The sequence below is a fragment of the Azorhizophilus paspali genome, assembly GCF_043587585.2.
Lineage (GTDB): Bacteria > Pseudomonadota > Gammaproteobacteria > Pseudomonadales > Pseudomonadaceae > Azotobacter > Azotobacter paspali.
Genome location: NZ_CP171449.1, coordinates 2,750,884 through 2,773,220, shown reverse-complemented (window position 1 = coordinate 2,773,220; position 22,337 = coordinate 2,750,884). Strand labels below are relative to the sequence as shown.

20 protein-coding genes and 4 pseudogenes are annotated in these 22,337 nt (G+C 64.2%); 14 read left to right on the top strand and 10 right to left on the bottom strand.

Annotated elements, in window-relative coordinates:
* The first annotated feature begins 135 nt into the window (after nucleotides 1–135).
* Nucleotides 136–384, top strand: coding sequence for a hypothetical protein (locus tag ACGI6K_RS13515; protein ID WP_376949502.1), 249 nt, complete (start codon nucleotides 136–138; stop codon nucleotides 382–384).
* Between the two features lie 86 nt (nucleotides 385–470).
* Here ACGI6K_RS13515 and ACGI6K_RS13510 read toward each other — a convergent pair whose 3' ends face one another.
* From ACGI6K_RS13510 to ACGI6K_RS13500, 3 genes and pseudogenes are all read right to left on the bottom strand, one after another.
* The gene (locus tag ACGI6K_RS13510) at nucleotides 471–2,990 is read right to left on the bottom strand and encodes a penicillin acylase family protein (protein ID WP_376949500.1); all 2,520 of its coding nucleotides are present in this window, start codon (nucleotides 2,988–2,990) and stop codon (nucleotides 471–473) included.
* Nucleotides 2,991–3,107: 117 nt separating this feature from the next.
* Nucleotides 3,108–3,559, bottom strand: a pseudogene (locus ACGI6K_RS13505) (DUF2489 domain-containing protein).
* 6 nt (nucleotides 3,560–3,565) lie between these two features.
* The gene (locus ACGI6K_RS13500; RefSeq protein ID WP_376949498.1) at nucleotides 3,566–4,063 is read right to left on the bottom strand and encodes an LEA type 2 family protein; all 498 of its coding nucleotides are present in this window, start codon (nucleotides 4,061–4,063) and stop codon (nucleotides 3,566–3,568) included.
* A 158-nt stretch (nucleotides 4,064–4,221) separates the two neighbouring features.
* Between ACGI6K_RS13500 and ACGI6K_RS13495 the strand changes: the two genes are divergently transcribed.
* The gene (locus ACGI6K_RS13495) at nucleotides 4,222–4,404 is read left to right on the top strand and encodes a hypothetical protein (RefSeq protein WP_376949496.1); all 183 of its coding nucleotides are present in this window, start codon (nucleotides 4,222–4,224) and stop codon (nucleotides 4,402–4,404) included.
* A gap of 804 nt (nucleotides 4,405–5,208) precedes the next feature.
* Here the strand turns inward: ACGI6K_RS13495 and ACGI6K_RS13490 are convergent.
* A complete protein-coding gene (locus ACGI6K_RS13490) occupies nucleotides 5,209–5,451 on the bottom strand; it encodes a hypothetical protein (protein ID WP_376949494.1) in 243 nt (80 codons plus the stop codon).
* A gap of 269 nt (nucleotides 5,452–5,720) precedes the next feature.
* Here ACGI6K_RS13490 and ACGI6K_RS13485 point away from each other — a divergent pair, with 269 nt between their 5' ends.
* Nucleotides 5,721–6,527 (top strand): IS5 family transposase, encoded by an 807-nt coding sequence (locus ACGI6K_RS13485; protein ID WP_377968707.1) that lies wholly within the window; start codon nucleotides 5,721–5,723, stop codon nucleotides 6,525–6,527.
* 158 nt (nucleotides 6,528–6,685) lie between these two features.
* Here ACGI6K_RS13485 and ACGI6K_RS13480 read toward each other — a convergent pair whose 3' ends face one another.
* Nucleotides 6,686–7,183, bottom strand: coding sequence for a YchJ family protein (locus tag ACGI6K_RS13480; RefSeq protein ID WP_376946185.1), 498 nt, complete (start codon nucleotides 7,181–7,183; stop codon nucleotides 6,686–6,688).
* A 4-nt stretch (nucleotides 7,184–7,187) separates the two neighbouring features.
* Nucleotides 7,188–7,685: a DUF6231 family protein gene (locus tag ACGI6K_RS13475; RefSeq protein ID WP_376946183.1), complete on the bottom strand. Its 498-nt coding sequence runs from the start codon at nucleotides 7,683–7,685 to the stop codon at nucleotides 7,188–7,190.
* A 113-nt stretch (nucleotides 7,686–7,798) separates the two neighbouring features.
* Here ACGI6K_RS13475 and ACGI6K_RS13470 point away from each other — a divergent pair, with 113 nt between their 5' ends.
* The gene (locus ACGI6K_RS13470) at nucleotides 7,799–8,062 is read left to right on the top strand and encodes a DUF1145 domain-containing protein (RefSeq protein ID WP_376946181.1); all 264 of its coding nucleotides are present in this window, start codon (nucleotides 7,799–7,801) and stop codon (nucleotides 8,060–8,062) included.
* Between the two features lie 18 nt (nucleotides 8,063–8,080).
* Here ACGI6K_RS13470 and ACGI6K_RS13465 read toward each other — a convergent pair whose 3' ends face one another.
* On the bottom strand, nucleotides 8,081–8,545 hold the full coding sequence (locus ACGI6K_RS13465; protein WP_376946179.1) for a CopD family protein: 465 nt from the start codon (nucleotides 8,543–8,545) through the stop codon (nucleotides 8,081–8,083).
* 95 nt (nucleotides 8,546–8,640) lie between these two features.
* Between ACGI6K_RS13465 and dinG the strand changes: the two genes are divergently transcribed.
* The 5 genes from dinG (at nucleotide 8,641) to pdxH (ending at nucleotide 16,120) form a co-directional block, all read left to right on the top strand.
* Nucleotides 8,641–10,785, top strand: coding sequence for an ATP-dependent DNA helicase DinG (gene dinG, locus ACGI6K_RS13460; protein WP_376946177.1), 2,145 nt, complete (start codon nucleotides 8,641–8,643; stop codon nucleotides 10,783–10,785).
* A gap of 207 nt (nucleotides 10,786–10,992) precedes the next feature.
* On the top strand, nucleotides 10,993–13,398 hold the full coding sequence (locus ACGI6K_RS13455) for a beta-agarase (RefSeq protein ID WP_376946175.1): 2,406 nt from the start codon (nucleotides 10,993–10,995) through the stop codon (nucleotides 13,396–13,398).
* An 81-nt stretch (nucleotides 13,399–13,479) separates the two neighbouring features.
* Nucleotides 13,480–14,631 carry a serine hydrolase domain-containing protein gene (locus ACGI6K_RS13450; protein ID WP_376946173.1) on the top strand — a complete coding sequence of 384 codons (1,152 nt, stop codon included), beginning with the start codon at nucleotides 13,480–13,482 and terminating at the stop codon, nucleotides 14,629–14,631.
* 144 nt (nucleotides 14,632–14,775) lie between these two features.
* Complete coding sequence (locus ACGI6K_RS13445; protein ID WP_376946171.1) at nucleotides 14,776–15,423, top strand: OmpA family protein; 648 nt, start codon at nucleotides 14,776–14,778, stop codon at nucleotides 15,421–15,423.
* Nucleotides 15,424–15,472: 49 nt separating this feature from the next.
* Nucleotides 15,473–16,120, top strand: coding sequence for a pyridoxamine 5'-phosphate oxidase (gene pdxH / locus ACGI6K_RS13440; RefSeq protein ID WP_394542941.1), 648 nt, complete (start codon nucleotides 15,473–15,475; stop codon nucleotides 16,118–16,120).
* Nucleotides 16,121–16,191: 71 nt separating this feature from the next.
* On the opposite strand, the pseudogene ACGI6K_RS13435 reads toward pdxH, so the two are convergent.
* Nucleotides 16,192–16,419: pseudogene (locus tag ACGI6K_RS13435) on the bottom strand (hypothetical protein); the annotation flags it as partial.
* A 220-nt stretch (nucleotides 16,420–16,639) separates the two neighbouring features.
* On the opposite strand from ACGI6K_RS13435, the gene ACGI6K_RS13430 reads away from it, so the two are divergent.
* The 3 genes and pseudogenes from ACGI6K_RS13430 (at nucleotide 16,640) to ACGI6K_RS13420 (ending at nucleotide 18,086) form a co-directional block, all read left to right on the top strand.
* Nucleotides 16,640–17,059: a hypothetical protein gene (locus ACGI6K_RS13430; RefSeq protein ID WP_377968705.1), complete on the top strand. Its 420-nt coding sequence runs from the start codon at nucleotides 16,640–16,642 to the stop codon at nucleotides 17,057–17,059.
* Nucleotides 17,046–17,579: pseudogene (locus tag ACGI6K_RS13425) on the top strand (IS630 family transposase); the annotation flags it as partial. The gene ACGI6K_RS13430 and the pseudogene ACGI6K_RS13425, both read left to right, overlap by 14 nt.
* A gap of 42 nt (nucleotides 17,580–17,621) precedes the next feature.
* Nucleotides 17,622–18,086 carry a hypothetical protein gene (locus ACGI6K_RS13420; protein ID WP_376946165.1) on the top strand — a complete coding sequence of 155 codons (465 nt, stop codon included), beginning with the start codon at nucleotides 17,622–17,624 and terminating at the stop codon, nucleotides 18,084–18,086.
* Nucleotides 18,087–18,465: 379 nt separating this feature from the next.
* Here ACGI6K_RS13420 and ACGI6K_RS13415 read toward each other — a convergent pair whose 3' ends face one another.
* The gene (locus ACGI6K_RS13415) at nucleotides 18,466–19,137 is read right to left on the bottom strand and encodes a COG3650 family protein (protein ID WP_376946163.1); all 672 of its coding nucleotides are present in this window, start codon (nucleotides 19,135–19,137) and stop codon (nucleotides 18,466–18,468) included.
* Nucleotides 19,138–19,303: 166 nt separating this feature from the next.
* Between ACGI6K_RS13415 and ACGI6K_RS13410 the strand changes: the two genes are divergently transcribed.
* The gene (locus ACGI6K_RS13410; RefSeq protein ID WP_376946161.1) at nucleotides 19,304–19,666 is read left to right on the top strand and encodes a DUF5064 family protein; all 363 of its coding nucleotides are present in this window, start codon (nucleotides 19,304–19,306) and stop codon (nucleotides 19,664–19,666) included.
* A gap of 445 nt (nucleotides 19,667–20,111) precedes the next feature.
* Here ACGI6K_RS13410 and ACGI6K_RS13405 read toward each other — a convergent pair.
* Nucleotides 20,112–21,113, bottom strand: a pseudogene (locus ACGI6K_RS13405) (IS110 family transposase).
* 104 nt (nucleotides 21,114–21,217) lie between these two features.
* Between ACGI6K_RS13405 and ACGI6K_RS13400 the strand changes: the two are divergent.
* Nucleotides 21,218–22,164 (top strand): IS630 family transposase gene (locus tag ACGI6K_RS13400; RefSeq protein WP_394542940.1). Its coding sequence is split into 2 segments (ribosomal slippage): nucleotides 21,218–21,563 and nucleotides 21,563–22,164, totalling 948 coding nucleotides; the frame shifts between segments, so codons are not numbered across the junction.
* The last annotated feature ends 173 nt before the right edge of the window (nucleotides 22,165–22,337 follow it).

Below are 22,337 nucleotides of genomic sequence, written 5' to 3'. Positions count from 1 at the left end.
GGCGTTGGCAGGATTCTTCAGAAAGCCTAGCCACATTTGCCCGACTGGCGAACTAGGCAAAGGGGGTCTAGTCTGACTAGTAGGTTGGATTGGATTGTCTACCCGCATCAGTAGTTAGTAATGGAGGAGCAAGACATGGCTATTTGGTCGATCACATTCAACAAGGACGGAAATACGGTCAAGATGGTGACCGAGTCAATGACTAAACCGACCGTGGAGGAAGCCAGTCAGAAAGTGCTGGAGTTTGCGCGGCGCGAGGGATTCGAATGCCAGGACAGGGAGTTTGGTAGTGCGGGAGGAAACAATGGCGGAGTCAAGGAGCCGGCAGTACAACTGTTCGAGCACTATGGGATCACCCTGAGCGGTATTCTGAAAGCGGGATGAGACGCGAAGCGCCGCTTTTGACACTCATCCCGGCCGTCGGCGGCCGGGTTCGTCGATCATGCCCATGAGGGACCGGCGATTCAGGCCTACGGCACCAGCAACAGGCGCTGGTTGCCGTAGGTCTTGTCCAGGTTCTCTGTCTTGAAGGGAAAACTCATGTAGCGCCCATCGAGCCAGGCATCGATACCATCCTTGTAATGCGGACTGGCCGGATTGCCGGACTGGCCGGTGCCGTTCAACCCGAGCATGGGTTCTTCGCGTGCGAAATCGACGACGATGCGCATGGCGGGAATCAACTGGGCATCGAAGTCCTGTCCCCAGCGATAGGCGGAAACGTTCAACGTGCCATGATCCCCGCCGGCCGGGGCAGGGGCGTGGTTCAGATAGCCGTCGAGCGCCTGGATGGCGGTACGCTGACGGGCACCGAGGTAGGGGGCCAGGCGGGTACTGTCGCTGATCCACTGGTAACGATGCAGCTTGCCCCATTGCCAGGCACTTCGATCGCCGCCGAGCCGGCTTTCCAGATCTCGTACCACGGCCGCCAAGCTGCGTGCGAGGATGGCTGGCTTGTCTTCGGTCCGCGGGGTGGCGATGTCGTCCCAGAACGGACTGTCCTCGCGGCCGAGCAGGTGGTCGGCTTGGGCCGAGTAGGACAGGCCGGACATCTGCAGCAGGGCTTGCCAGGCGGGGCTGTCGTCCGGGCCCAGTTCGTCGAGGAATGTCTGCCGCGCGCTTTCCTGCAGGAAGGCGCCATACAGGGCGGCATCCGCCGAGCTAGCGGCGAGCCGGCCGTCGAAGGCGAGCAATCGGCTCAAGGCCTCGTGGGCCCGATCACGTTCGGTCGGCGGCAGGGCATCGATCGCCTGGCGCAGCGGCTTGGCCATACCCGGCGCCTCGAACATGGCCTTGAGCTTGGCGGCGAAGGGTGTGGTCTGGTCGTATTGCATGGCGATCATGCTCTGCGCATCGTGTCGGCCACGACTGGCCAGTTCGGCGATACGCTCGGCGCGCTCCGGGTAATACCAGGTGCTGGACAGTTGCATGCCATAACCGTGCGGTACCGTACGCTGGTTGGCGGTACCCAGCCAGCCCTGCGCCGGGTCCTGATCGTAGGGGTGCAGCATCGGATCGGCGAAGCCGTCCCAGTCGTAGGCGCCGTCCCAGCCGGGGGAAGGCAATAGGCCGAGGCCGCCGCGGCGATTGGGGTAGCGTCCAGTCACTTGCCAGCCGATGTGTCCGGCATCGGCGAACAGCAAATTCACCGCCATGGCGCGCAGTTCGCCGGCAGCCGCGAAGGCTTCGTCCACCGAGCGGGCGCGGGAGAGCTGGAGGAAGGCGTCCAGGCTGTGGTCATCGTCGAGCGGAAGCCTCTGCAGCGCCAGCCCATGGCCGCTGCTCAGCGACAGGGGTTGCAGCGGATGCTTGCGCTCGCCGAGTACGCTGTTCAGCAGTGGGCCGTGACGAGTTTCATAGAGGGTTTCGCGGATCGCTGGCGCGCCCTTGACGAGGAAGGTTTCCTGGCGCTCGCTGACCGGCAGCCATTTGCCGTCGGCGAGGTAATGGAGGCGTCCGTTCTCGTTCTTGATCCGCTCGAGGAAAAGGTCTTGGGTATCGGCCATGACCATGGTCATGCCCCAGGCCAGCTTGCCGTTGAAGCCGGCGATCACCACTGGAATGCCGGCGACCGAGACGCCTGCGCTCTGGCGCTGCGGCGTGCGGACATGGACGAAATTCCACAGCGAGGGCAGGGCGGGCGGCAGGTGGGTGTCGTTGGCCAGCAGACTCTTGCCGAGGCGGCTGCCGCGTGGCGCGATCGCCCAATTGTTGGAGGCGGCGACACCGAGCATGTTCAGGGCTGCGACTTGTCCGGCCGCCCGGTCGAGGGCGGCGAGCCCTGGGATCTGCCCGCCCAGCTCGACACCCTTGAGCTTGTCCGCCTCCGCGAACGGCAGGGGGTCATCCGGGTAGATCGGCGTCAGCCAGGCGAGCCGCTCCGTACCGACCTTCTGCGCCAGCCTGAGCGCGGCGATCTCCTCGTGCAGGTTGGTCGACAGACCGAAGTTCAGCAGGCAGAACAGCAGCACCGAATCTTCCGCTTTCCAGTACGATGGTTGGTAACCTGACTCGGCCAGATCCATGGGCAGCCGGTCGCGGTGACGGAACAGGAAAGCGTTGACCCCACGGGCATAGACTTCGAAGTCCTGCTTCAGGCCGGGCGAGGCGTTGCGATACAGCGTCTCGGCATGATGACGGAGGCCCATCGCGCGCATGAAGCGGTCGATATCGAGGACGCCCGGGCCGAGCATCTCTGCCAGTTTTCCTTCGGCGATCAGGCGCAGGCCGACCATCTGGCTTAACCGGTCACTGGCATGCACGTAGCCGAGGGCGAACAGGGCATCGTGTTCGTTGCGGGTTTCGATCAGCGGCATGCCGAGGGCGTTTCGTCGTACCACCACGCTGTCTGCCAGTCCCTGGAGGCGCAGCACGCCCTGTGTGGGTGGCAGGCTGTCCGCGTGGCGCCTGTCGACTACCGACTGGCAGCCGGCGAGTACGAGCAGGGAAGCGGCTCCAAGGCTCAGTCGAAACAGATGGCGAAGCAGGCGCATGTGGCGGGTTCCTTCGGGAGTGGGGTTGCGAAAAGGCGGGCGGACGAGCGATCCGGGGCAAGAAGTGGGGCCTAAGGTAGGAAGCCGGCCGGTGGCTTGCAAGCTGGCCGGGTTTTCTCAAGGATGTGCGGTCAGTCCTTCCGCCAGCAACCGGCGCGCGCTGCTGCGAGCCGCAGCCTTGTGCTTCAACTCGAGACTGCTAGCACCTCGTACTGGCGACGTTCCGTCCTGCTCAAAGCCTTCCAGGCCGCGTGCGTGGGGATATGGGTAGCGGCCTCGCTAAGCTCGCGAAAGACCTGCAGGCGTTCGCTCCGGTACAAGTGTGGGTCATAGTGCTCAAGCAGGACCCCAATGCGAATGGCTCCCTCGATCAGTGGCAACCAGTCGTCGAGCAGGCTGCCGACGAGGATGCGCAGGTGTTCGGCGAGTTGCGCCCGGCGTTCCCGCTCGGCGGCCTTCCGGGCTTTCTCGCGCAGCCATACCCGGCGCCAGAGGACGAAGGCCACGATGCTTAGGGCAAGCAGGATCAGCACGGTGACCGGCAGCAGGACGGCGATCAGCGGACTCATGGGCGATCAATCCCGAATGTAGTCGCCAGGGGTTATCTCGCCATAGCGGGAAACCAGTACGTGGCGTCCGAACAGAAGCCCCGTCTTGGCCTTGCCTTGCAACTGATACTGGATAGGTCGGTCGGGCTCTTCCAGCAGCTTGACGATGCGTTTCATGTAGCGCCAGAGATTGGTCGTGACCAGGACATCGAACTCCTCGCGGCCGCGGGCGGGGACCGTGAACCATTTGTTCGACTCCCCCTTGGCGAGGCGGATATCGTTCAGGAACACTTCATAATCCAGGCCGCGGATCGGCAGGCTCGCCCAGTTGGGATTGTCGACGCGAAAGCGCAGGATGAATTGCTGTTCCAGCAGACGGGCCTTGACGACATCGACCTTGACCAGTTGGACGTCAGGATCCTTGAAGCCTCCGGTCACCCAGGTAGAGCAGCCGACAAGAGTGGACAGCAGACCGAGCAACCCCAACAGGCCTAGAGTTCTTATGACGTGCGCCTGGAAAAACATGCTGAACTCCAAAGGGGGCCTCAGTGTAACGAGCAGCGCTTTGACTGCAACCATTAGGCCGGATCGGACGGGATGACCTGTTTCGCAGACGTTCCCCTCGTTTGTTTCCCGAACGCCTTGATCGAAAAAACCGCGCCATACTACCTGTCGATTGGGACATGGGTATGACCATGAGCCGCTATCAGATCATTTTTTCCGGCCAACTGGTGCACGGAGCTTCCAGGGAACAGGGGCCGGCCCGTCTGACTAGGCTGTTCCGTGCCGATGACGCACGCATTGCCACGCTGTTTTCCGGTCGGCGCATATCCCCCGACAGCGGCCTGGAGGTTGGCGAGACCTAAACGTATCGGATTGCTCTGGAGCGGGCCGGCGTTCCGGCGGACATTCTGCCGATGGGAAAGAATGTAAAGCTTGCTCCAGGGCAAGAAAACGACCTCGCCGCCGTTCGTTCCGAGGCTGTCCGCAAGCCTTTCGCCATGCTGCCGTAGGATACCTGCACGGCTGCCTTCGCCGTGCTCGGGGTCCCGGACTTCGGTTCGGGAGCGGAACTGCCGGAGCCGCGCACCGAAGCGCCGACAGCACCTCTGGAGTCGAGCGATCCGAACCTGGCAGCGGTCGGCAGCGACTTGGCGCCTATCCCGGCGCGGCCAGCCGGCGCGCTGCCCGATATCTCCCATTTTCGCCTTGAGCCGTTCTGATCCGGAGGCGCTTGCGTCCCGGTCGGGCAAGGCGCATGCAGTGTTTCTTTGGGTCGTCACCGTATACACCCGATATCTGCAGTGGAAAATGGCGAGGCGACGAGTGTATCTCAATAATTAAGAATTACTCTCAAGTACTAGTGTCTCGCCGTGATCGGCCGGAGGGATAGCCGTCGCCATGAGCCGATCCGGGGCCGGCCAATGCCTGGGGCCGTGTTTTTACGAGTTCCCGGCCATGTCCGGCTCGCTGTGATGATGCGGTTACTGTTAGCCAGCACAGAGGGCTTGGACGAAGCCCCGTACCCTTGACCACGCTTGAGTCGCTGTAGCATCGCTTCAGGTTCGATTGCACTGATGCGCAGGCTCTGCATTCCCTTGCCATGACGTTGGCGCGCGACCAGTCGCTCATTGAAGATCGACTCGCATTGGGCGCTACGCTGCTGCTCCTTACTGTGCGGCACGATCATCCGGCGCCTGCTCAAGTGCCGCGGTCGCGGCCTGTACGCATTCACGCAGCGCCTTTTGCTTGAGCAGGTTGTAACGTGAGCAGGCCGCCTCAATGACCGTGCCATCGCCTGCCAGGCGCGTGCTGGCCGAGCCACTGGCCTTCAGGATGGCACGCGTGAGAGATTCGAAGAACGCCTGCGTGAAGATCCCCGTGCAACGTGATGAAACGACCAATGTTCGCATGGTCCGGCGTGAGGCCACCTGTCACCCACATGCATCCCAGATCCTGCCCAGAATAATCTCCTGCGCGTTGCCCGTGATAAACCGGCGTCCGGAACCTGGGCGGCACCGAACAGATCGAATTGCTCACTGTCCAGCGCTACCGTCTTCGACGCTGCGCTCATTACTCTTGGCCTTCAGGAAGGTATGATCCATTTTACCTGGTGGGGCTTTTGCGACAGCCTCTTTAGGGCGTGTTATGAACTTGGTGCCGGTGAAGCTATCGTAGTTGGATGAAGCCCGCACGCCCTTACCCGACAGACGTTTCTGATGAAGAATGGGCCTTCGCTGCGCCCTACCTGACCCTGATGGATCCGCGAGCGCCACAGCGCAGGTACGATCTGCGCCTGATGTTCAACGCGTTGCGCTGGATGGCCCGGGCTGGTGCTCCCTGGCGACTGATTCCCAACGACTTTCCGCCGTGGGAGGCGCTTTACCAACAGACTCAGCGGTGGCTGCAGGCCGGCTGCTTCGAAGCCATGGTCAACGATCTGCGCTCGGTGTTGCGTGTCGCTCAAGGCAAGCAGGGCCAACCCAGCGCCGTGATCCTGGACGGCCGCACCTTGCAGTCCACTTGCGAGAGCGGGCCACGAGCCGGTTATGACGGCTATAAACGTAAGAAGGGCAGCAAGGTGCACATGGCGGTGGACACGCTCGGCCACCTGCTGGCGGTCCACGTCACACCAGCCAATGAGCAGGAGCGTGCCCAGGTGCGATCGCTGGCACAGCAAGTCCAGCAGGCCACGGGCCAGACGGTGAAGCTCGCCTTCGTGGACCAGGGCTACACCGGTCATGATCCGGCGCAAGCGGCCCAGGAAGAAGGCATCCAACTGCACGTGGTGAAACTGTCTGAAGCCAAGAAAGGCTTCGTGCTTCTGCCGCGCCGCTGGGTCGTGGAGCGCAGCTTCGGCTGGGTCAATCGGTTCCGGCGCCTGGCTCGCGACTACGAGCGCCTACCGGAAACATTGGCTGGCTTGCACTTCGTCGTCTTCACCATCCTTATGCTCGGCAATGCCGCATCTCTTCTTCAAAGTTCATAACACGCTCTAGGGCGGGGAGGATGTCAAGTAACGGTATCTCGCTTGCAAGTTCGATCGGGTTCAACGGGGCGGCATCGCCGGAACGGACAGGCATGGCATCGATGCGTATCGTCTGGGCGCATGCTCGTTTCGAAAGCGCTCCTGCGCGGACGAGCGCCTCAGCGAGTAATCGCGCCGTGGCAGCATTTCTTGAATTTCGAGCCGCTGCCGCACGGGCAGGGATCGTTGCGTCCCGCATGCAGCGGGACGGTTGGATCGATGAAATACCAGCGGTCGCCATGTCGCACGAAGGCCGAGCGCTCACGATGGATATGCTCGCCCGAGGCATCGCGCCAGCGTGCACTGAATGTGACGAAGGCGTGCGCCAGTCGGCTAGCGGACTGCTCGGTTTTCTCCACGGTCAGTCCAAGCCAGGTGCTCTGCAGGCTCCAGGCCTGCATGGCTGCGCGGTCCAGGCCTGTCCGCTGGGCCGCCAGGGTGGTTTGCAGCAGATAGTCGACATCGCCCAGAACGTAGGCGCTGTAGCGCGAACGCATCAGGCATTCGGCGCTGGGCGCGGGGATGCCAACCAGGTGGCGGCCGCAGCATTCATCGAGCCGGTCGCCACTGCCGCACGGGCAGTTCCGGCTCTGTGCCGGCAGGTCATTGGCGTTCATCCGTTCACCACCAGTACTTGCCGAAATTCTCGGGGTTGGCCCAGAACTTGGCGTTCAGCCAGTCGGGGATCTGCTTGTAGTCGTAGAGATCGTAGGTGAACAGCGTGAGGACCTGTTCGTCGCGTCGGAAACGCTCGCTGGCCCGCAGCGCCAGGGCGAAGAAGTCGGTATCCTGCCAACCGCAGGCCGCCAGATCGACCAGGACCGCGAGGCGGCTGGCGTTCAGGTTGCGAATGCCGCCGAGCAATTCCAGGCCGGTACGTCGTGGTAGGTGCTCCAGGCAGTCGACCAGCACGGCCAGTTCGTAGCGCTGGGCGGCGGCTTCCGGGGGCAATGGACCGGCGGCACAGTACGTCACCCTGGCTTCGGTGTGCGTGTTGCGAAAGGCTTCGAGAGCGGGCAGATCGCTGGCGCCGACTAGCAGCAGCCGGCTCGGGGCGTAGCGTTCGAGCAGGGCGGCGAGAGCCTGCTGCGGCGTGCGGGAGGAAAAGCTGTCGGTCATCGAAGGTCCTCAATCGGGTGTGCGGCTGAGATTCAAGAGTAAGGCGATGGGGTTCCGTGTCTGCGACGACGCTTGACGGATCTTCCGCCTGGATATCGTATGACGGGAGCGCGATGAAACTGTTGTTGACCCTGGGAAAGGTGCTGATCCTGCTGTTGTGGCTGGCGCTTGCCGGAGCTTTCCTGCAGCCTTTGAGCAAGCCCTTTGATCTCTTGCTGCCGGTCTTCGGCGGGCTGCTCCTATTCGCTCACCTGCTCGCGCTGGTGCTGTTCGAGCGTACTGCCAAGACCGATCCGCCATGCTGGAGGACTCGCCTGCAGATACTGCTGTTTGGCATCTTCCACCTGTATGTTTCAGCGAAGGATAGCCGCAGATGACTCCGGCGGCCGGAGGTTTCAGAAGGTAGGCCGGGCGGCGGCAATGGCGACCAGCGACAGGCCGAGCACCAGATTGAATCCCACCAGCCGGCGGATCCGCCCCAGCGCCGCGCCGCCGGCCGGCCAGTCGCGCAGTTCCACGGCCCGGCGCAATTGCGGCAGTTGCAGCAGGCGCATGCGCAGGAACAGGGCGAGCATCACCAGGTACAGGCCCATCATGACGTGCACATACGCAGGCGCCGTCTCCAGACTGGGAAAGCGCAGGTGCAGCAGCCCGATCCCGGTCACAGGCAGCATTACCACCGCTGCCCAGACCCACTGGAAAAAGCGCCGGAACACTTCCGGCCAGAGCTTCAGCCGGGCCGGCGTATCCAGTTCGCTGACCGTGGCGGGGCGCAGGATCATCCAGGCGAAGAACATGCCGCCGACCCAGATCAGGGCAGGCAGCACGTGCAGGGTGTAGGCAAGGGAATAGAGCATCATTTGGCAATCTCCGGTGGTGGTCCGCGCAACGCGCGCTATCATAGCCGCCCATTTTGCATACTGAAAATTTATCCAGTTTCGATTCGGGAAACGGAATGCTCAGCGCCGAACTCAAATCTCAGATCCAGGGTGCCTACTCCCGCTTTCTCGAAGCCAAGGGGCTCAAGCCGCGCTATGGCCAGCGTTTGATGATCGCCGAGGTGGCCAGAGTCCTGGGGACCATCGCCACCGACGACGAAGGGCGACGCCAGGGCGAGCCGGCGGTGGTCGCGGTGGAGGCCGGTACCGGCACCGGCAAGACGGTGGCCTACAGCCTGGCGGCGATTCCCTCGGCCAAGGCGGCCGGCAAGCGCCTGGTGATCGCCACCGCGACCGTCGCCCTGCAGGAGCAGATAGTCAACAAGGACCTGCCCGACCTGATGCGCAACAGCGGCTTGAGCTTCAGTTTCGCCCTGGCCAAGGGGCGTGGCCGCTACCTGTGTCTGTCGAGGCTCGACCTGCTGTTGCAGGAGGGCCAGGCGCAGGGCGCCACCGCCCAGTTGTTCGAGGAGGAGGGCTTTCGCATCGATGTCGACGAGGCCAGCCAGAAGCTTTTCGCCCAGATGATCGAGAAGCTCGCCGGCAACCGCTGGGACGGTGACCGCGATGCCTGGCCGCAGGCTATCGAGGACGATACCTGGTCGCGGCTGACCACCGATCACAGCCAGTGCACCGGCCGGCACTGTCCGAACTTCCAGCAGTGCGCCTTCTACAAGGCACGCGAAGGAATGACCAAGGTCGACGTGATCGTCACCAACCACGACATGGTGCTCGCCGATCTCGCCCTGGGTGGCGGCGCCGTATTGCCCGACCCGCGCGACACCCTTTATGTGTTCGACGAAGGGCACCACCTGCCGGACAAGGCCATTGGCCACTTCGCCCATTTCACCCGTCTGCGCTCGACCGCCGACTGGCTGGGACAGGTGGAAAAGAACCTGACCCGGCTGCTCGCCCAGCATCCGCTGCCCGGCGAACTGGGGCGGCTGATCGAGGCTGTGCCTGAACTGGCCCGTGAGTTGCGCACCCAGCAACAGTTCATGTTCGCTGCCTGCGAACAGTTGGCCGACTTCCGTGCCGGCGAGGACCTGGACGGCCGCGAGAGGCCGCGCCATCGCTTCGCCGGCGGCGTGGTGCCAGAGCATCTGCGCGAGCTGGGCCTCGAACTGAAGAAAGGATTTTCCAGGCTGGTGGAGCTTTTCACCCAGCTCACCGAACTGCTCAAGGAGGCCATGGACGGCGAGCCCGGCATAGGCCTGGCCAGCCACCAGGCGGAGGAGTGGTATCCGCTGTTCGGCAGCCTGCTGGCGCGAACCGAAGGCAACTGGCAACTGTGGACCGCCTTCACCGCGGAAGACCCCGAGGACAGCCCGCCGATGGCGCGCTGGCTGACCCTGGCCGAGAGCGGCGCCCTGCACGACATCGAGGTCGATGCCAGTCCGATCCTCGCCGCCGAAACCCTGCGCCGCCACCTGTGGAGCATCGCCCATGGCGCGCTGTTGACCTCCGCCACCCTGACCGCGCTGAACAGCTTCGATCGCTTCCGTATGCGCGCCGGGCTGCCGAAAAGCGCCGTCACCGCGGTGGTACCCAGTCCCTTTGCCCATGCCGAGGCGGGCCTCTTACGGGTGCCGGACCTCAAGGCCGATCCGCGCGATGCTACCGCGCATACCGCAGCCATCGTCCGCGAACTGCCGCGTCTGGTGGAAGGCGCGCGTGGGGTTCTTGTGCTGTTTTCCTCGCGCCGGCAGATGCAGGATGTCTTCGATGGCCTCGAGCGCGAGTGGCGCAAGCGTGTGCTGATCCAGGGCAACCTGTCCAAGCAGGAAACTCTGAGCCGGCACAGGGCGCGGGTCGACGAGGGCGAGTCCAGCGTGCTGTTCGGTCTGGCCAGTTTCGCCGAGGGCATCGATCTGCCCGGTGCCTATTGCGAGCACGTGGTCATTGCCAAGATCCCCTTCGCCGTGCCCGACGACCCGGTAGAGGCGGCGTTGGCCGAATGGATCGAGGCCCGTGGCGGCAATCCCTTCATGGAGATCGCCGTGCCCGATGCCTCGTTGCGTCTGGTCCAGGCCTGCGGCCGCCTGCTGCGCACCGAGCAGGACCGCGGCATCATCACCCTGCTGGATCGCCGGGTGGTGACCCAGCGTTACGGCAAGGCGATCCTCGAGGCGTTGCCGCCGTTTCGCCGGGAGATCGGCTGAGGCCACCGTGGTCGGGGCTTGCCACGCGGCCGAGCGGATTTCCATCGAGCAGTCCGGGCCAATTCCTGCCGTATACCGGCCACATCCGGGCCAGCCGGATGGCAAGAAAATAGATTGTCTGGTCAATGCCTTGCTTCACCATAGCCGAAGTGACTGGCATCATGCCGACTCTGTTGTCCACCTCCGTCCCGCTGGAGAGCGAGCTCGATGATCCGTCCCCTAGTTCCCCTGCTGTTTGCCTGCTGCCTAGTGCCCCTGTCGGCACGGGCGGCCGACGAGCAGACGCTGTTCAACTTCGTGCGCCCCACCGATGCGGTGCAGGTCAAGGGCGCAGGCGCCTTCCTACCGGAACTGACCGCGGAGACCACGGCGGGAGGAGAGGTGCTCCGAAGAGCCACCTTCAATCCGCAGGAGCGGCCCAGCCTGCGTCTGACGCCGCAACAGGGCAGTTGGGACTGGTCTTCCGCCGGCGCGGTCAGCCTGCGCATCCAGAATGCCATGGACTGGGCGCTGACCCTGCAGGTGAGCATCGAGAGCGCCGACGGCAAGGTTCTCAGGACTCAGGTCGCCCTGCCGGCCGGTCCGGCACAGACCTTGGTGCTGCCGCTGCACGCCAGCTCGCCCAGGGCGCATGGCATGCTCGCCGCGCCGCCGATGCCCTGGACCTATGAAAACCAGCGTCTGCTAGTGGCGACTACCCTGGAAGGCGAGATCGATCTACGCCAGGTGCAGGCGCTAAGCCTATCCCTGGAGAAGCCGGACGTGCAGCAGAGCATTCTGCTTGGCCGCTTCGGTGTGCGCGAGGATCTTGAGCCGGCCGCCTACCGGGGTATCGTCGATGCCTATGGGCAGTACAGCCGCGGCGACTGGCCGGAGAAGGTGAACAGCGACAAGCAATTGAAAAGGGCGGCCGAGCAGGAGCGGGCGCAGCTCGATCGCTGGCTGGCCGGGCGGCCGGAGCTGGACCGCTTCGGCGGCTGGCTGAAAGGGCCGCAACTGGAGGCCACGGGCTTCTTCCGGGTGGCCAAGCACGAGGGCCGCTGGTATCTGGTGACGCCGGACGGTCATCCGTTCTTTTCCCTCGGCGTGAACACGGTCTCCTCCGGCAACAGCCGGACCTACGTCGAAGGGCGCGAGGAGATGTTCCTCGCCCTGCCCGGCAAGGAGGAGCCGCTGAGCGCCTTCTATGGGGTCGGGGATAGCCGCCAGGCCACCGGTGCCAACAACGGGCGGCAATTCGCCCATGGGCGCTGGTACGATTTCTATCGGGCGAATCTCTATCGGACCTACGGACAAAGTTGCAAACCGCCTGTGGAGCAGGCCGCCGAGCCGGAGCGCGCGTTGCCGGCAGCTCCCATGGAAGAAGAGCCGGACAACGTTCAGGTCGCTCCGAAGGGCGGCACACCTGCCCCCGGACAGCCGGCTCCCGCCGAGCAACCGAGCGCCGCGCCGCCGTGCATCGCGCAGTTCTTCGACGCCCTGCGCTGGCGCGGGCACACCTTGGACCGCCTGCAGGCCTGGGGTTTCAATACTCTCGGCAACTGGAGCGATCTCTCCCTGGGAGCGATGCACCGGGTACCCTACACGATTCCGCTGCTGATCCGTGGCGACTACGCCACCATCTCCACCGGCCACGACTGGTGGGGCGGCATGCCCGATCCCTTCGATCCGCGCTTCGCCATGGCTGTCGAGCGGGCCATCGCTATCGCTACCCGCGATCACCGGAGCGACCCCTGGGTGATCGGCTACTTTGCCGACAACGAGCTCAGTTGGGCCGCGCCGGGGACGGATCCGAAGGCCCGCTATGCCTTGGCCTACGGCACCCTGCGACAGACCACCGACATGCCGGCCAAGCGTGCTTTCCTCAAGTTGTTGCGCGACCGTTATCGCAACCAGCAGGGGCTCTCCGCCGCCTGGGGCATCGAACTGCCCGCCTGGGAGCTGATGGAGGATCCGGGATTCGAGGCGCCCCTGCCGAGCCCGGAGCATCCAGCCATCGAGGAGGATCTGCAACGCTTCCAGCAGCTCTTCGCCGACACCTACTTCAAAACCATCGCCGAGTCGCTGAAGTGGCATGTGCCCGACCATCTGCTGCTCGGTGGCCGCTTCGCCATTAGCACTCCCGAAGCGGTCACGGCCTGCGCCAAGTACTGCGACGTGCTGAGCTTCAACTTCTACACCCCCGAGCCTCAGCACGGTTATGACTTCGAGGCCTTGCGCAAGCTGGACAAGCCGATGCTGGTCAGCGAGTTCCATTTCGGTTCGCGGGATCGTGGCCCGTTCTGGGGTGGCGTGGCCGAGGTGTACAAGGAAGAAGAGCGTGGCCCGGCCTATGCCCACTTTCTGGAGCGAGCCCTGGCCGAGCCCTTCATCGTTGGCATGCACTGGTTCCAGTATCTCGACCAGCCGGCGACTGGGCGCTTGCTCGATGGCGAGAACGGCCATATTGGTCTGGTCGGCGTCACCGATCGACCGTTCGCCGGTTTCGTCGAGGCGGTGCGCAAGGCCAACCTGAAAGTGGGCGAGGCCCTCGAGCCGGTCGCCACGCCCGCCGCCAGACAGCCGAAGACGGAGGCCGGCGTTCCCGCCGCGGCACCGGCCAGGACACAGTGAAAGCGGCCCCGTGCGGGAGTTCACAAACCCCCGCCGCGGCTGGGAGAATGGCGAGCGGTTGTACTGCCAGGAGAGACGAAGGTGCAGGTTCAAGGTTATTTCGACCTCAAGTTCGAGGCGCTGAAGGATGCGTTCGCTGCTCTTTTCGAGGATGGGCAGACTCGTGGCGCGGCACTCTGCGTCCGGGTCGGCGGAGAAACCGTGGTGGACCTTTGGGCCGGGCTCGCCGGCCGCGACGACGGTGAGGCCTGGCAGAGCGATACCATCGCCAACCTGTTTTCTTGCACCAAACCCTTCGCCACGGTCGCCGCCCTGCAACTGGTGAAGGAGGGCAAACTGGATCTCGACACTCCAGTGGCCCTGCTGTGGCCGGAGTTCGCCGCCGCCGGCAAGGAGCGGATCACCCTGCGTCAACTGCTCTGCCATCAGGCGGGCTTGCCGGCGATCCGCGCGCCGCTGGCGGCGGAAATGCTCTACGACTGGCGAGTCATGACCGAGGCGCTGGCCGCCGAGGCGCCCTGGTGGAATCCGCGCGACGGGGGGCACGGCTATGCGCCGATCACCTTCGGCTGGCTGATCGGCGAGTTGTTGCGGCGCGCCGACGGTCGCGAGCCCGGCCACTCGATCGCGGCACGCGTCGCCCGGCCGCTCGGCCTGGATTTCCATGTCGGGCTGGACGATGCCGAATTCCACCGGGTCGCGCATATCTCGCGGAACAAGGGCAATCCGGGCGATGCCGCCGCCCAGCGCCTGGTCAGGGTCACGATGAGCGAGCCGGAGACTCTCAGCAGCCGCGCCTTCACCAATCCACCGTCGATCCTGAACAGCAGCAACAAGCCCGAGTGGCGGCGCATGCACCAGCCTGCGGCGAACGGCCATGGCAATGCGCGCTCCCTGGCGGGCTTCTATGCCGGGCTGCTCGACGGGTGTCTGCTGCCGGACGAACTGCTCGACGAAATGACGCGCGAGCACAGTTGTGGCGAGGACCGCACCCTGCTCACCCCGACCCGCTTCGGCCTCGGCTGCATGCTCGATCAACCCGCACTGGCCAATGCCACTTTCGCGCTCGGCCCCAAAGCCTTTGGCCATCCCGGCGCCGGTGGTTCCTGCGGTTTCGCCGATCCCGAGCGCGAACTGGCCTTCGGCTTCGTCACTAACAGTCTAGGCCCCTACATTCTGATGGACCCACGGGCGCAGAGGTTGGCTCGCCTGGCGGGAGAATGCTTGGGGTGAAGCCACTCGTCTGTCTGCCAAGGCAATGCCTTGCTTGCGCCGGGGTTGCGGCCAGACTCAAAACTCGACCTCGAGGCCTGTTACCGTCATGCTGCCCGTGACACCTCATCTCCCATAGAACTTTCCTTGCAACGGGATCTGTCGATGAAACTTCTCATTAATAGCAGCACTCTGATTCTCTGCATGGCCATCACCGCCTGCAGCACCACCGGCAAACAGGAGCGTGTCGGCGCTCAGGCCGGCAGGTCCGGCTCGTCGGTAGCCAATTTCCAATCCAGGGAGAGTCGGGCCTGGGTCGCGGATCACGAGGCGAGCGTACGCGAAGCCGTCAAGGGGAGTCAGTTCGAGGTGGAGCGTCGTGGCGATCTGCTGGTCGTGACAGCCCCGGTGGATAGCTCGTTCAACCCGGATCGGCCGAGCATGCTGCTGGTGGCGACTCTGGGTCCGCTCAGCCGGGTGGCCAAGCTGGTGGCGCAGGATCGCGAAGTGGCCGTGCTTCTGCTGGGGCATGGAGACAGCAGCGGTTCGACCGAGCTGACCAACAGGCTGAGCCAGGAGCGGGCGCAGTCTATGGCGGCGATCTTCCGCATGAGCGGCCTGCACCATGACCGCCTGATGTATAAGGGGATGGGTTCCGATGTTCCGCGTTCCAACAATGCCGACAAGGACGGGCGCTCTCTCAATCGCCGGGTGGAGATGTACCTGACCACCCGGAGCAGCCTGCCTGCCGTGTTGGCCCAGTACGGCGCGCCAGGAATTCGGGTGGTTGCTTCAGATCAAGCGAAGCGATAGTTGTCTAGTTAGACTTTGGCTGACTGCTATTCATTCGAAGGAATCCCCCATGCCCCAGACACTGGCCGACATGCGCCGTGACTATAGCCGCTCCGGCCTTTGCGAGGCCGAAGCCCTGCTCGAACCCTTCTCTTTGTTCCATCAGTGGTTCGCCGAGGCGATGAAGACCGAGCAGTTGCCTGTCGAGCCCAACGCCATGAGTCTGGCCACCGTGGACGGCAATGGTCGGCCCCATTGCCGGGTGCTGCTGCTGAAGGGCGTGGACGAGCGGGGCTTCACCTTCTTCAGCAACTACGAGAGCGCCAAAGGGCAGCAGCTTAGAGCGCGCCCCTTCGCCGCCATGACCTTCTTCTGGCCCACCCTGGAACGTCAGGTACGCATCGAGGGAGAAGTCGAAAAGGTTTCGTCGCAGGAGTCCGACGCTTACTTCCAAGTGCGTCCCCTGGGCAGTCGCCTCGGCGCCTGGGCTTCGCCACAGAGCCGAGTGATTCGCAACCGCACCGAGCTGGAAGAACTGCTGGCGTTGACCGAAAAGCGCTTTCTCGATCAGGCGCCGCATTGTCCCGGACACTGGGGCGGTTACCGCCTGCTGCCCGATCGCATCGAATTCTGGCAGGGGCGCGCTAGCCGCCTGCACGACCGGCTCAACTACCGTCTGGAGAAGGGGGGCTGGGTGCGCGAGCGCCTGGCGCCTTAGACCGACCTGACGGGGCGCTTGCCCGGGAGCGCCTTCGCGCGGATGGGGTCCTGGCCGCTGTTCAGGAGGGTGGGATAGTCGGCCGCCGCGCGCTCCAGCCAGCGTGGCAGATCTCGGCGCTTGACGCCCTGCCTCCGGGCTTCGTCGAGGCGTTCCAGCATGTAGTCGCGCCTGGCCTGGTCCTGACCGGCGAGTGACAGGGCCAGATCGCGATCCATCCAGCGCTTGATGCGCACATATAGCCACCAGTGAAAATACAGCCCGGTCACGGTGGTGACGAAAACGATGAAGTAGTCCATGACAGTCCTCCCGGCCGTCACCCTAGCCGATCCGTCCGAGGCCGGAAAGTGGAGGGCGCAGCGTCGGTTGTCTAGTTCGGCGCGGCACGAATGCGCCGTGACAAGGGGAGGTGACGAGCTTTTAGAGCGTTTCTGTCCAGACTAGCGGTTGTAGCCAGATCAGAATTGGGCAGCCAAGCTGAACAGAAAGCAGGGGTTTGACAACCGCTGGAGATGGCTCATGGGATGGCGTCGAGGGCGGACCTACGGGCAGGGTCTGCACGATTGGGTACTGGCGGCTGACCGCCCGGTTCGCGAGGTGGCCAGGCGCTTTGCGGTGGGCGAGTCCTACGTGGCGCGGGCGCGACAGCAACGGGGCCAGGTCAGTGCCGGAGTCCAGTGCAACTACGTATTTCTGCGGCTCCAGAGGCTCGAAAGGGCGCTGACCGGGCGCGTGGCCGCCGCGCCCGAGCAGACGCTGACGCAGTTGTGCCAGTGGGGCGAAGCCGAGCATGACGTGCGGGTGAGCCCGACCGCGCTGTGGAAGACGCTGGGACGGTTGGGGCTGACGCTCAAAAAAATCGCTCCAGGCCGCCGAGCAGCAACGTGCCGATGTAGCTCAGGCACGACACGCCTGGGCCGCCGAGCAGTCCAGACTTGACGTGCGCCGCGTGGTGTTTCTCGACGAAACCTGGGCGAGCACGAACATGAGCCCGAGCCGGGGAAGTTCGCCACGCGGGCAGCGCTGTCCGGGACAGGTGCCCCATGACTATTGGAAGACGACCACCTTCATCTGTGCGCTGCGCAGCGAGCTGGTCGCTCCGCTGGTGCTCGATGGGCCGGTCAACGGGCGAGCGTTTCGCGCCTGGGTCGAGCAGGTGCTGGCGCCCAGCCTGAGTGCCGGGGACATCGTGGTGATGGACAACTTCGGCTCGCACAAGGTTGCCGGTGTGCGGGAGGCCATCCAGGCGCGCGGTGCCGAGCTGCGCTATTTGTCGCCGTACAGTCCGGACTACAACCCGATCGAGCAGGTGTTCGCGAAGCTGAAGGCGCCGCTGCGCAAGGCCGCAGCCCGCACGGTCGATACCCTGTGGTCGGCCATCGGCACCTTGCTGGAGCGCTTTCCGGCCGCCGAATGCGAGCGCTATATCCGCCATTGCGGCTATGGCCGGTCAGGATGAAAACGCTATAATAATTGGCATGACCCATCTGGAGTAAACGCAATGCGCAAGCCCGTTCTGTTTATCTCCTCTTTCGCTGCCGTGACGCTGGTGCTCGGCGGCTGTGTCTCTAGCCTGACCGGCGATGTCTATTCGCGCGAGGAAGCGCGTACCGTCGAGACCGTGCGCATGGGCACCATAGTGACCTTGCGCCCAGTGCGCATCGAGGGTACCAAGACACCCATCGGTGCCGGCGCCGGCAGCATCGTCGGCGGCGTGGCCGGCAGCGGTGTGGGCCAGGGCCGTGGCAGCGCCGTGGCGGGGGTGATCGGTGCTGTGGCCGGCGGCCTGCTCGGCGCCGCGGCGGAAGAGGGGGTCACCCGTACCCAGGGTGTCGAGGTCACCGTACGCGAGGACGACGGCAGCACGCGTGCCTATGTACAGGAAGTGCAGCCGGACGAGGTGTTCCGGGTCGGCGAGCGGGTGCGCATCCTGACCGTCAACGGCACCAGCCGCGTCGCCCACTGATCGTCCCCGTCGCATAGCCGTTCTCCCTTCCTCCAGACCGGCGCACGGTTTCTCGCCCGCCGTTCCCGTCCGCTCCTGGGGAGCTTTCCTGCGCCGGGATGCCGACCGCCAGCTAGGCTTGAGGCATGCCAGGGGGATATCCGAGGACCTTCTTCATGCCGGTAAGACCGCCGGTCGATGGTTGGGGACCAGGACAAGCTTCTTGTGATCCAGCCCATGTCCACGGCGGGGAAGCCCGCTGCCGGAACGTCGGGCCGCATGCCGGAAGCATGACAGGACATGCCGATGATGCTTGCATTGCTCGTTGCCTTGCTTTTTCTCGGTATCTGCGTGCCGGTGCTGCCGGTGAGCAGGCGAACCCGTGGCAAGCCCTGGTGATTCACTCTTCCCGAGCGCCGCCGAAGTAGGCGCAGCCACGCTGCACCTGGCCGTCGAGGCGCAGCTCGGCGCTCAGATGGCGGACCGCGCCGCTCATGGAGTCGACGCAGCGCTGTGGCGCCACCCAGAGTTCCAGGCGCCGGCCATTGGCCTCGCTGGTCAAGTTGAGGCTGCCACCGGGCAGTTGCTCCTCCAGGTAAGGCAGGGCCAGGGGCGGCTGGCCGGGACGCTGCAGCAGCAGGCCCTTGCCGCCGACGCCGACGCTCCAGAAAGGTTCGTTGCCTGCAGCGCGCAGGATCATCCGGTGGAAGTCCGGGTCCTTGCAGCCTTGGCCGCCCAGCTCCAGGCGATAGAGCCGGGTCGCCTCGAAGCGCCCGTCCACGCCGGATTTGTCGCTGGAACCGAATTTGCCGCCAAGGTCGGCGAACAGCGGGTCCTTGCCGCCCCCCTGCAGAGCGCGGATGTCCTCGGCCAGCCCGAGGTCGTCGGCATCGGCCAGCATGAAGCGGCGCTGTTCGTCGCACGGGCGCAGCAGCAGATCGCCGTCGCGCATGCTCAGTTCGCCCCGCAGACGGGTCTGCCCGTCCGCGGGGACTTGGTCTTCGCTGGCAAGCGACTGGCAACCGGCGAACAGGGACAGAAGACAGTACAAGAGGGGACGGACAAGGCGCATCGGCGGTCTCCTGAAAGGGGATTCACGTTAACCAGCGGGGCGGTCGATCTCAAGCCCGGCGACGATTCGCCGGGCGATCGACGCTATCTACACTGAATGGGCGGCGCTCCGCCGATTCCGGGAATGAGGCCGCGCCGTCGGCCTTATTCCCTGCGAGGAGATTCCCATGTTCAAGCCGGGTCATCTGCATCGCGAACATCTGCCGGACAAGTCCGATCCACAGACCTTCGCCTACGATGTGCACTACGAGGTGCGCGAGACGCCGGAAAAAGAGCGGTTGTTACACATGCGCATGGACGGCGAGATCGATGGCAAGTCCTTCACAGAGGAGTGCGAACTGCCGCGCGACATGGCCTTCAACTTCATGAGCGAATTGACCCGGATCGCCGTGCGTCATGGCTTGCATCCACGCTTCGGCCCGATCCTGCGCGAACACGACGAATACGATGCCATGTTCGAGGACATCCGCCACAAGCTGGGGCTGCGCCCCGGCGAGCCGATCGATCTTAGCCATCTGCCGGGATATTAGGGCGTGCCATCAATTATTTCCCCGGTTGCGTTGCCGCCGGACATGAGGCCAGGCTGGGTCGCGTTCGGCAAGGTGCAGCCTGCAGGCAATGGACATTCCCTTGCCAAAGGCTGCAACGCCGCAGCATGGCCCCATTTCCGGTGCAACCCAGAGTCTTATATGGACGCCTCCCGGAACTCAAGAGGTAGGCATGCTGGCGCGCAGGTAGGAGAAGTAGTCTTATATTCGGCCCGTTGTGCAGCCCGACAAGCCTGCTGGCTTTGATGGCCTGATGGAGTCCGCTGACGAGGTCCTCATCTGTTGAGCGAGCTGCGAGCTGCGAGCTGCGAGCTGCGGGCTGTGGCTCATTGTCCCTGCCAGGTTTACCCCGTCACGGTCTGACCTGTTCCGCCATCACGTGCTTACCGCCTGCGCTCCTTGTGAGGATGATGAGTTGTCCTGTTTTTCAGTTTCCTGCAGGGCAGGCCGTAAAGTGTTCTGCTCGATATGAAGAGCCCCTGGCCAGCACGGCCCACAGGGTTCGGGCCAGCTTATTGGCCAGTGCCGCGACCACGACGTTATAAGGTCGCCTGGCCAGCAAGCCTTCAAGCCATTCGGATTTCTGGCTCCTGGCGAGGATCGAGCGAGCCCCATGCATCAACAGCATGCACAGGTAGCTGTCACCGCGCTTGCTCAGCCCCAGTTGCCGGACTCGACCGCCGGTACCGGTTTGCCGGGGAGCCAATCCCAGCCAGGCGGCGAACTGTCGGCTGGAACGAAAGGTCGTCACGTCGCCCAGTGAGGCAACCGCGGCAGTGGCCGTCAATGAACCGATGCCGGGGATTTCTGCAATTTTCCGGCAGTCGGGGTTCTCGCGCAGGTAGCGTTTCAGGCGGAGTTCGATCACCCGGATTTCATCTTCCAGTCGGAGCACCCGCGCCCACTGCTCTTGCAGGCTCTCCAGAAGCACGGGAGGAACCTGATTTTCCGCCTCGGCGAAGGCTTCCGCATGGCTTTGGCCAGTTGGGCATGGCCCTCGGGCAAGACAATTTTGAACTCGTAGAGCAGGCCGCGCAGCGCATTGCTCTACATGATGCGGACCTTCAGCAACTGGGCACGGATGCGGTGCAGCGAGAGGATGGCCTGCTGGTCCGCTTGTTTGATAGCGACCAGGCAAGCGCCGGGCTGCTGTACCGCTGTCCAGATGGCCTGGGTGTCGGCCGCATCGGTCTTGTTGCGCAGAACGAAGGGGCGCACAGAGCGAGGGGCCAGCAAGCACACTTCATGCCCCTGCTGCCGAAGCTGACGCCCACCAGTGGGCGCTGCCACAGGCCTCGATCGCCACTTGGCAAGGTTGGCGCCAGGCGAAGAACGCCAGGACTTCATCGCGCCGCAGTTTGATGCGCTCGATTTTTCCGGAGTCCCGATCGACGGTATGCAGGTGGAAAACCTTCTTGGCGATGTCCATGCCGATCACGCTAGAGCATTTTTTGAAAACACGAATTCGACATACAGGGGTTGCTCTTCCTGGTCATTTCGGGCCTCCTCTCCCGCTCAGACAAGGAGACCAGAATGGCTCGAGCATACAGTGCCGATCTTCGCCGACGCGTCGTCGACGCGGCCATGGGCGGGCTGTCGGCTCGGCAGGCCGCCGAGCGATTCGACATCGGCACGGCGACGGCGATCGTGTGGGTACGGCGCTTTCGGGAAGGCGGGGAGCTCGTCGCCCGCCGACAGGGCAAGCCCCGGGGCTTGCGGCTCGATCCCCATGCGCACTACCTGCTCGGCCTGCTCGAGCAAACCCCCGACCTGACGCTGGCCGAACTCGCCGCAACCCTCGAGCGGGAGCGCGGTATTCGGGTCAGCCTGGCGACGGTATGGACGTTTCTCGACCGGCACGGCATGACGTTCAAAAAAAGACCGCGCATGCGGCCGAGCAGCAGCGGCCGGACGTCCAGGCAGCGCGACAGGAGTGGCTCGAGGAACAACCCGGCTTCGACTGGCGCAAGCTGATCGTCGTCGACGAAACCGCCGCCGCGACCAACCTGGCCCGCCTACGAGGCTGGGCCCCTCGCGGCGAGCGCTGCCTGGCCGCGGTCCCTCACGGTCACTGGAAAACCACGACCTTTACCGCCGGCCTGCGCGTGGATGGGCTAACTGCTCCGCTGGTGCTCGACGGCGCCATGAATGGCCCGGCCTTCCTGGCCTATGTCGAGCAGGTCCTGGTTCCCGAGCTGACGCCCGGCGCTATCGTGGTGATGGACAACCTGCCGGCCCACAAGGTGGCGGGGGTACGCCAGGCCATTGAAGGCGCAGGAGCCACACTGCGCTACCTGCCTCCCTATAGCCCCGACCTGAACCCGATCGAAAGGGCATTCTCCAAGCTCAAGGCGCTGCTGCGAAAGGCGGCGGCGCGGACCGTGCCGCAGCTGTGGCAGAGCATTGGCGAGGCGATTGCGCAGTTCTCGGCGCAGGACTGCAGGCACTACTTCGAGGCAGCCGGATATGAATCGGGATAAGGTAAAAATGCTCTAGCCGCCATCTGACTGAACGCCTGTATTGGGGGCGTCTCAGAAAACGGAATTTAAAGCACGCTAAGGTCCCACAGACCCCGATGCAGACTTCAAAAACGATGGTTTTCCCGAAAACCCCAGACACAGCAAGGGCTTGCAAGGCAGGCGTAGGGCTTAAG

Bases quoted from the DNA above. Each gene is read 5' to 3' on its own strand.
- ACGI6K_RS13515 (WP_376949502.1), top strand. From the start codon at position 136: ATGGCTATTTGGTCGATCACATTCAACAAGGACGGAAATACGGTCAAG.
- ACGI6K_RS13510 (WP_376949500.1), bottom strand. From the start codon at position 2,990: ATGCGCCTGCTTCGCCATCTGTTTCGACTGAGCCTTGGAGCCGCTTCC.
- ACGI6K_RS13500 (WP_376949498.1), bottom strand. From the start codon at position 4,063: ATGTTTTTCCAGGCGCACGTCATAAGAACTCTAGGCCTGTTGGGGTTG.
- ACGI6K_RS13495 (WP_376949496.1), top strand. From the start codon at position 4,222: ATGGGTATGACCATGAGCCGCTATCAGATCATTTTTTCCGGCCAACTG.
- ACGI6K_RS13490 (WP_376949494.1), bottom strand. From the start codon at position 5,451: ATGCGAACATTGGTCGTTTCATCACGTTGCACGGGGATCTTCACGCAG.
- ACGI6K_RS13485 (WP_377968707.1), top strand. From the start codon at position 5,721: ATGAAGCCCGCACGCCCTTACCCGACAGACGTTTCTGATGAAGAATGG.
- ACGI6K_RS13480 (WP_376946185.1), bottom strand. From the start codon at position 7,183: ATGAACGCCAATGACCTGCCGGCACAGAGCCGGAACTGCCCGTGCGGC.
- ACGI6K_RS13475 (WP_376946183.1), bottom strand. From the start codon at position 7,685: ATGACCGACAGCTTTTCCTCCCGCACGCCGCAGCAGGCTCTCGCCGCC.
- ACGI6K_RS13470 (WP_376946181.1), top strand. From the start codon at position 7,799: ATGAAACTGTTGTTGACCCTGGGAAAGGTGCTGATCCTGCTGTTGTGG.
- ACGI6K_RS13465 (WP_376946179.1), bottom strand. From the start codon at position 8,545: ATGATGCTCTATTCCCTTGCCTACACCCTGCACGTGCTGCCTGCCCTG.
- dinG (WP_376946177.1), top strand. From the start codon at position 8,641: ATGCTCAGCGCCGAACTCAAATCTCAGATCCAGGGTGCCTACTCCCGC.
- ACGI6K_RS13455 (WP_376946175.1), top strand. From the start codon at position 10,993: ATGATCCGTCCCCTAGTTCCCCTGCTGTTTGCCTGCTGCCTAGTGCCC.
- ACGI6K_RS13445 (WP_376946171.1), top strand. From the start codon at position 14,776: ATGAAACTTCTCATTAATAGCAGCACTCTGATTCTCTGCATGGCCATC.
- pdxH (WP_394542941.1), top strand. From the start codon at position 15,473: ATGCCCCAGACACTGGCCGACATGCGCCGTGACTATAGCCGCTCCGGC.
- ACGI6K_RS13430 (WP_377968705.1), top strand. From the start codon at position 16,640: ATGGGATGGCGTCGAGGGCGGACCTACGGGCAGGGTCTGCACGATTGG.
- ACGI6K_RS13420 (WP_376946165.1), top strand. From the start codon at position 17,622: ATGCGCAAGCCCGTTCTGTTTATCTCCTCTTTCGCTGCCGTGACGCTG.
- ACGI6K_RS13415 (WP_376946163.1), bottom strand. From the start codon at position 19,137: ATGCGCCTTGTCCGTCCCCTCTTGTACTGTCTTCTGTCCCTGTTCGCC.
- ACGI6K_RS13410 (WP_376946161.1), top strand. From the start codon at position 19,304: ATGTTCAAGCCGGGTCATCTGCATCGCGAACATCTGCCGGACAAGTCC.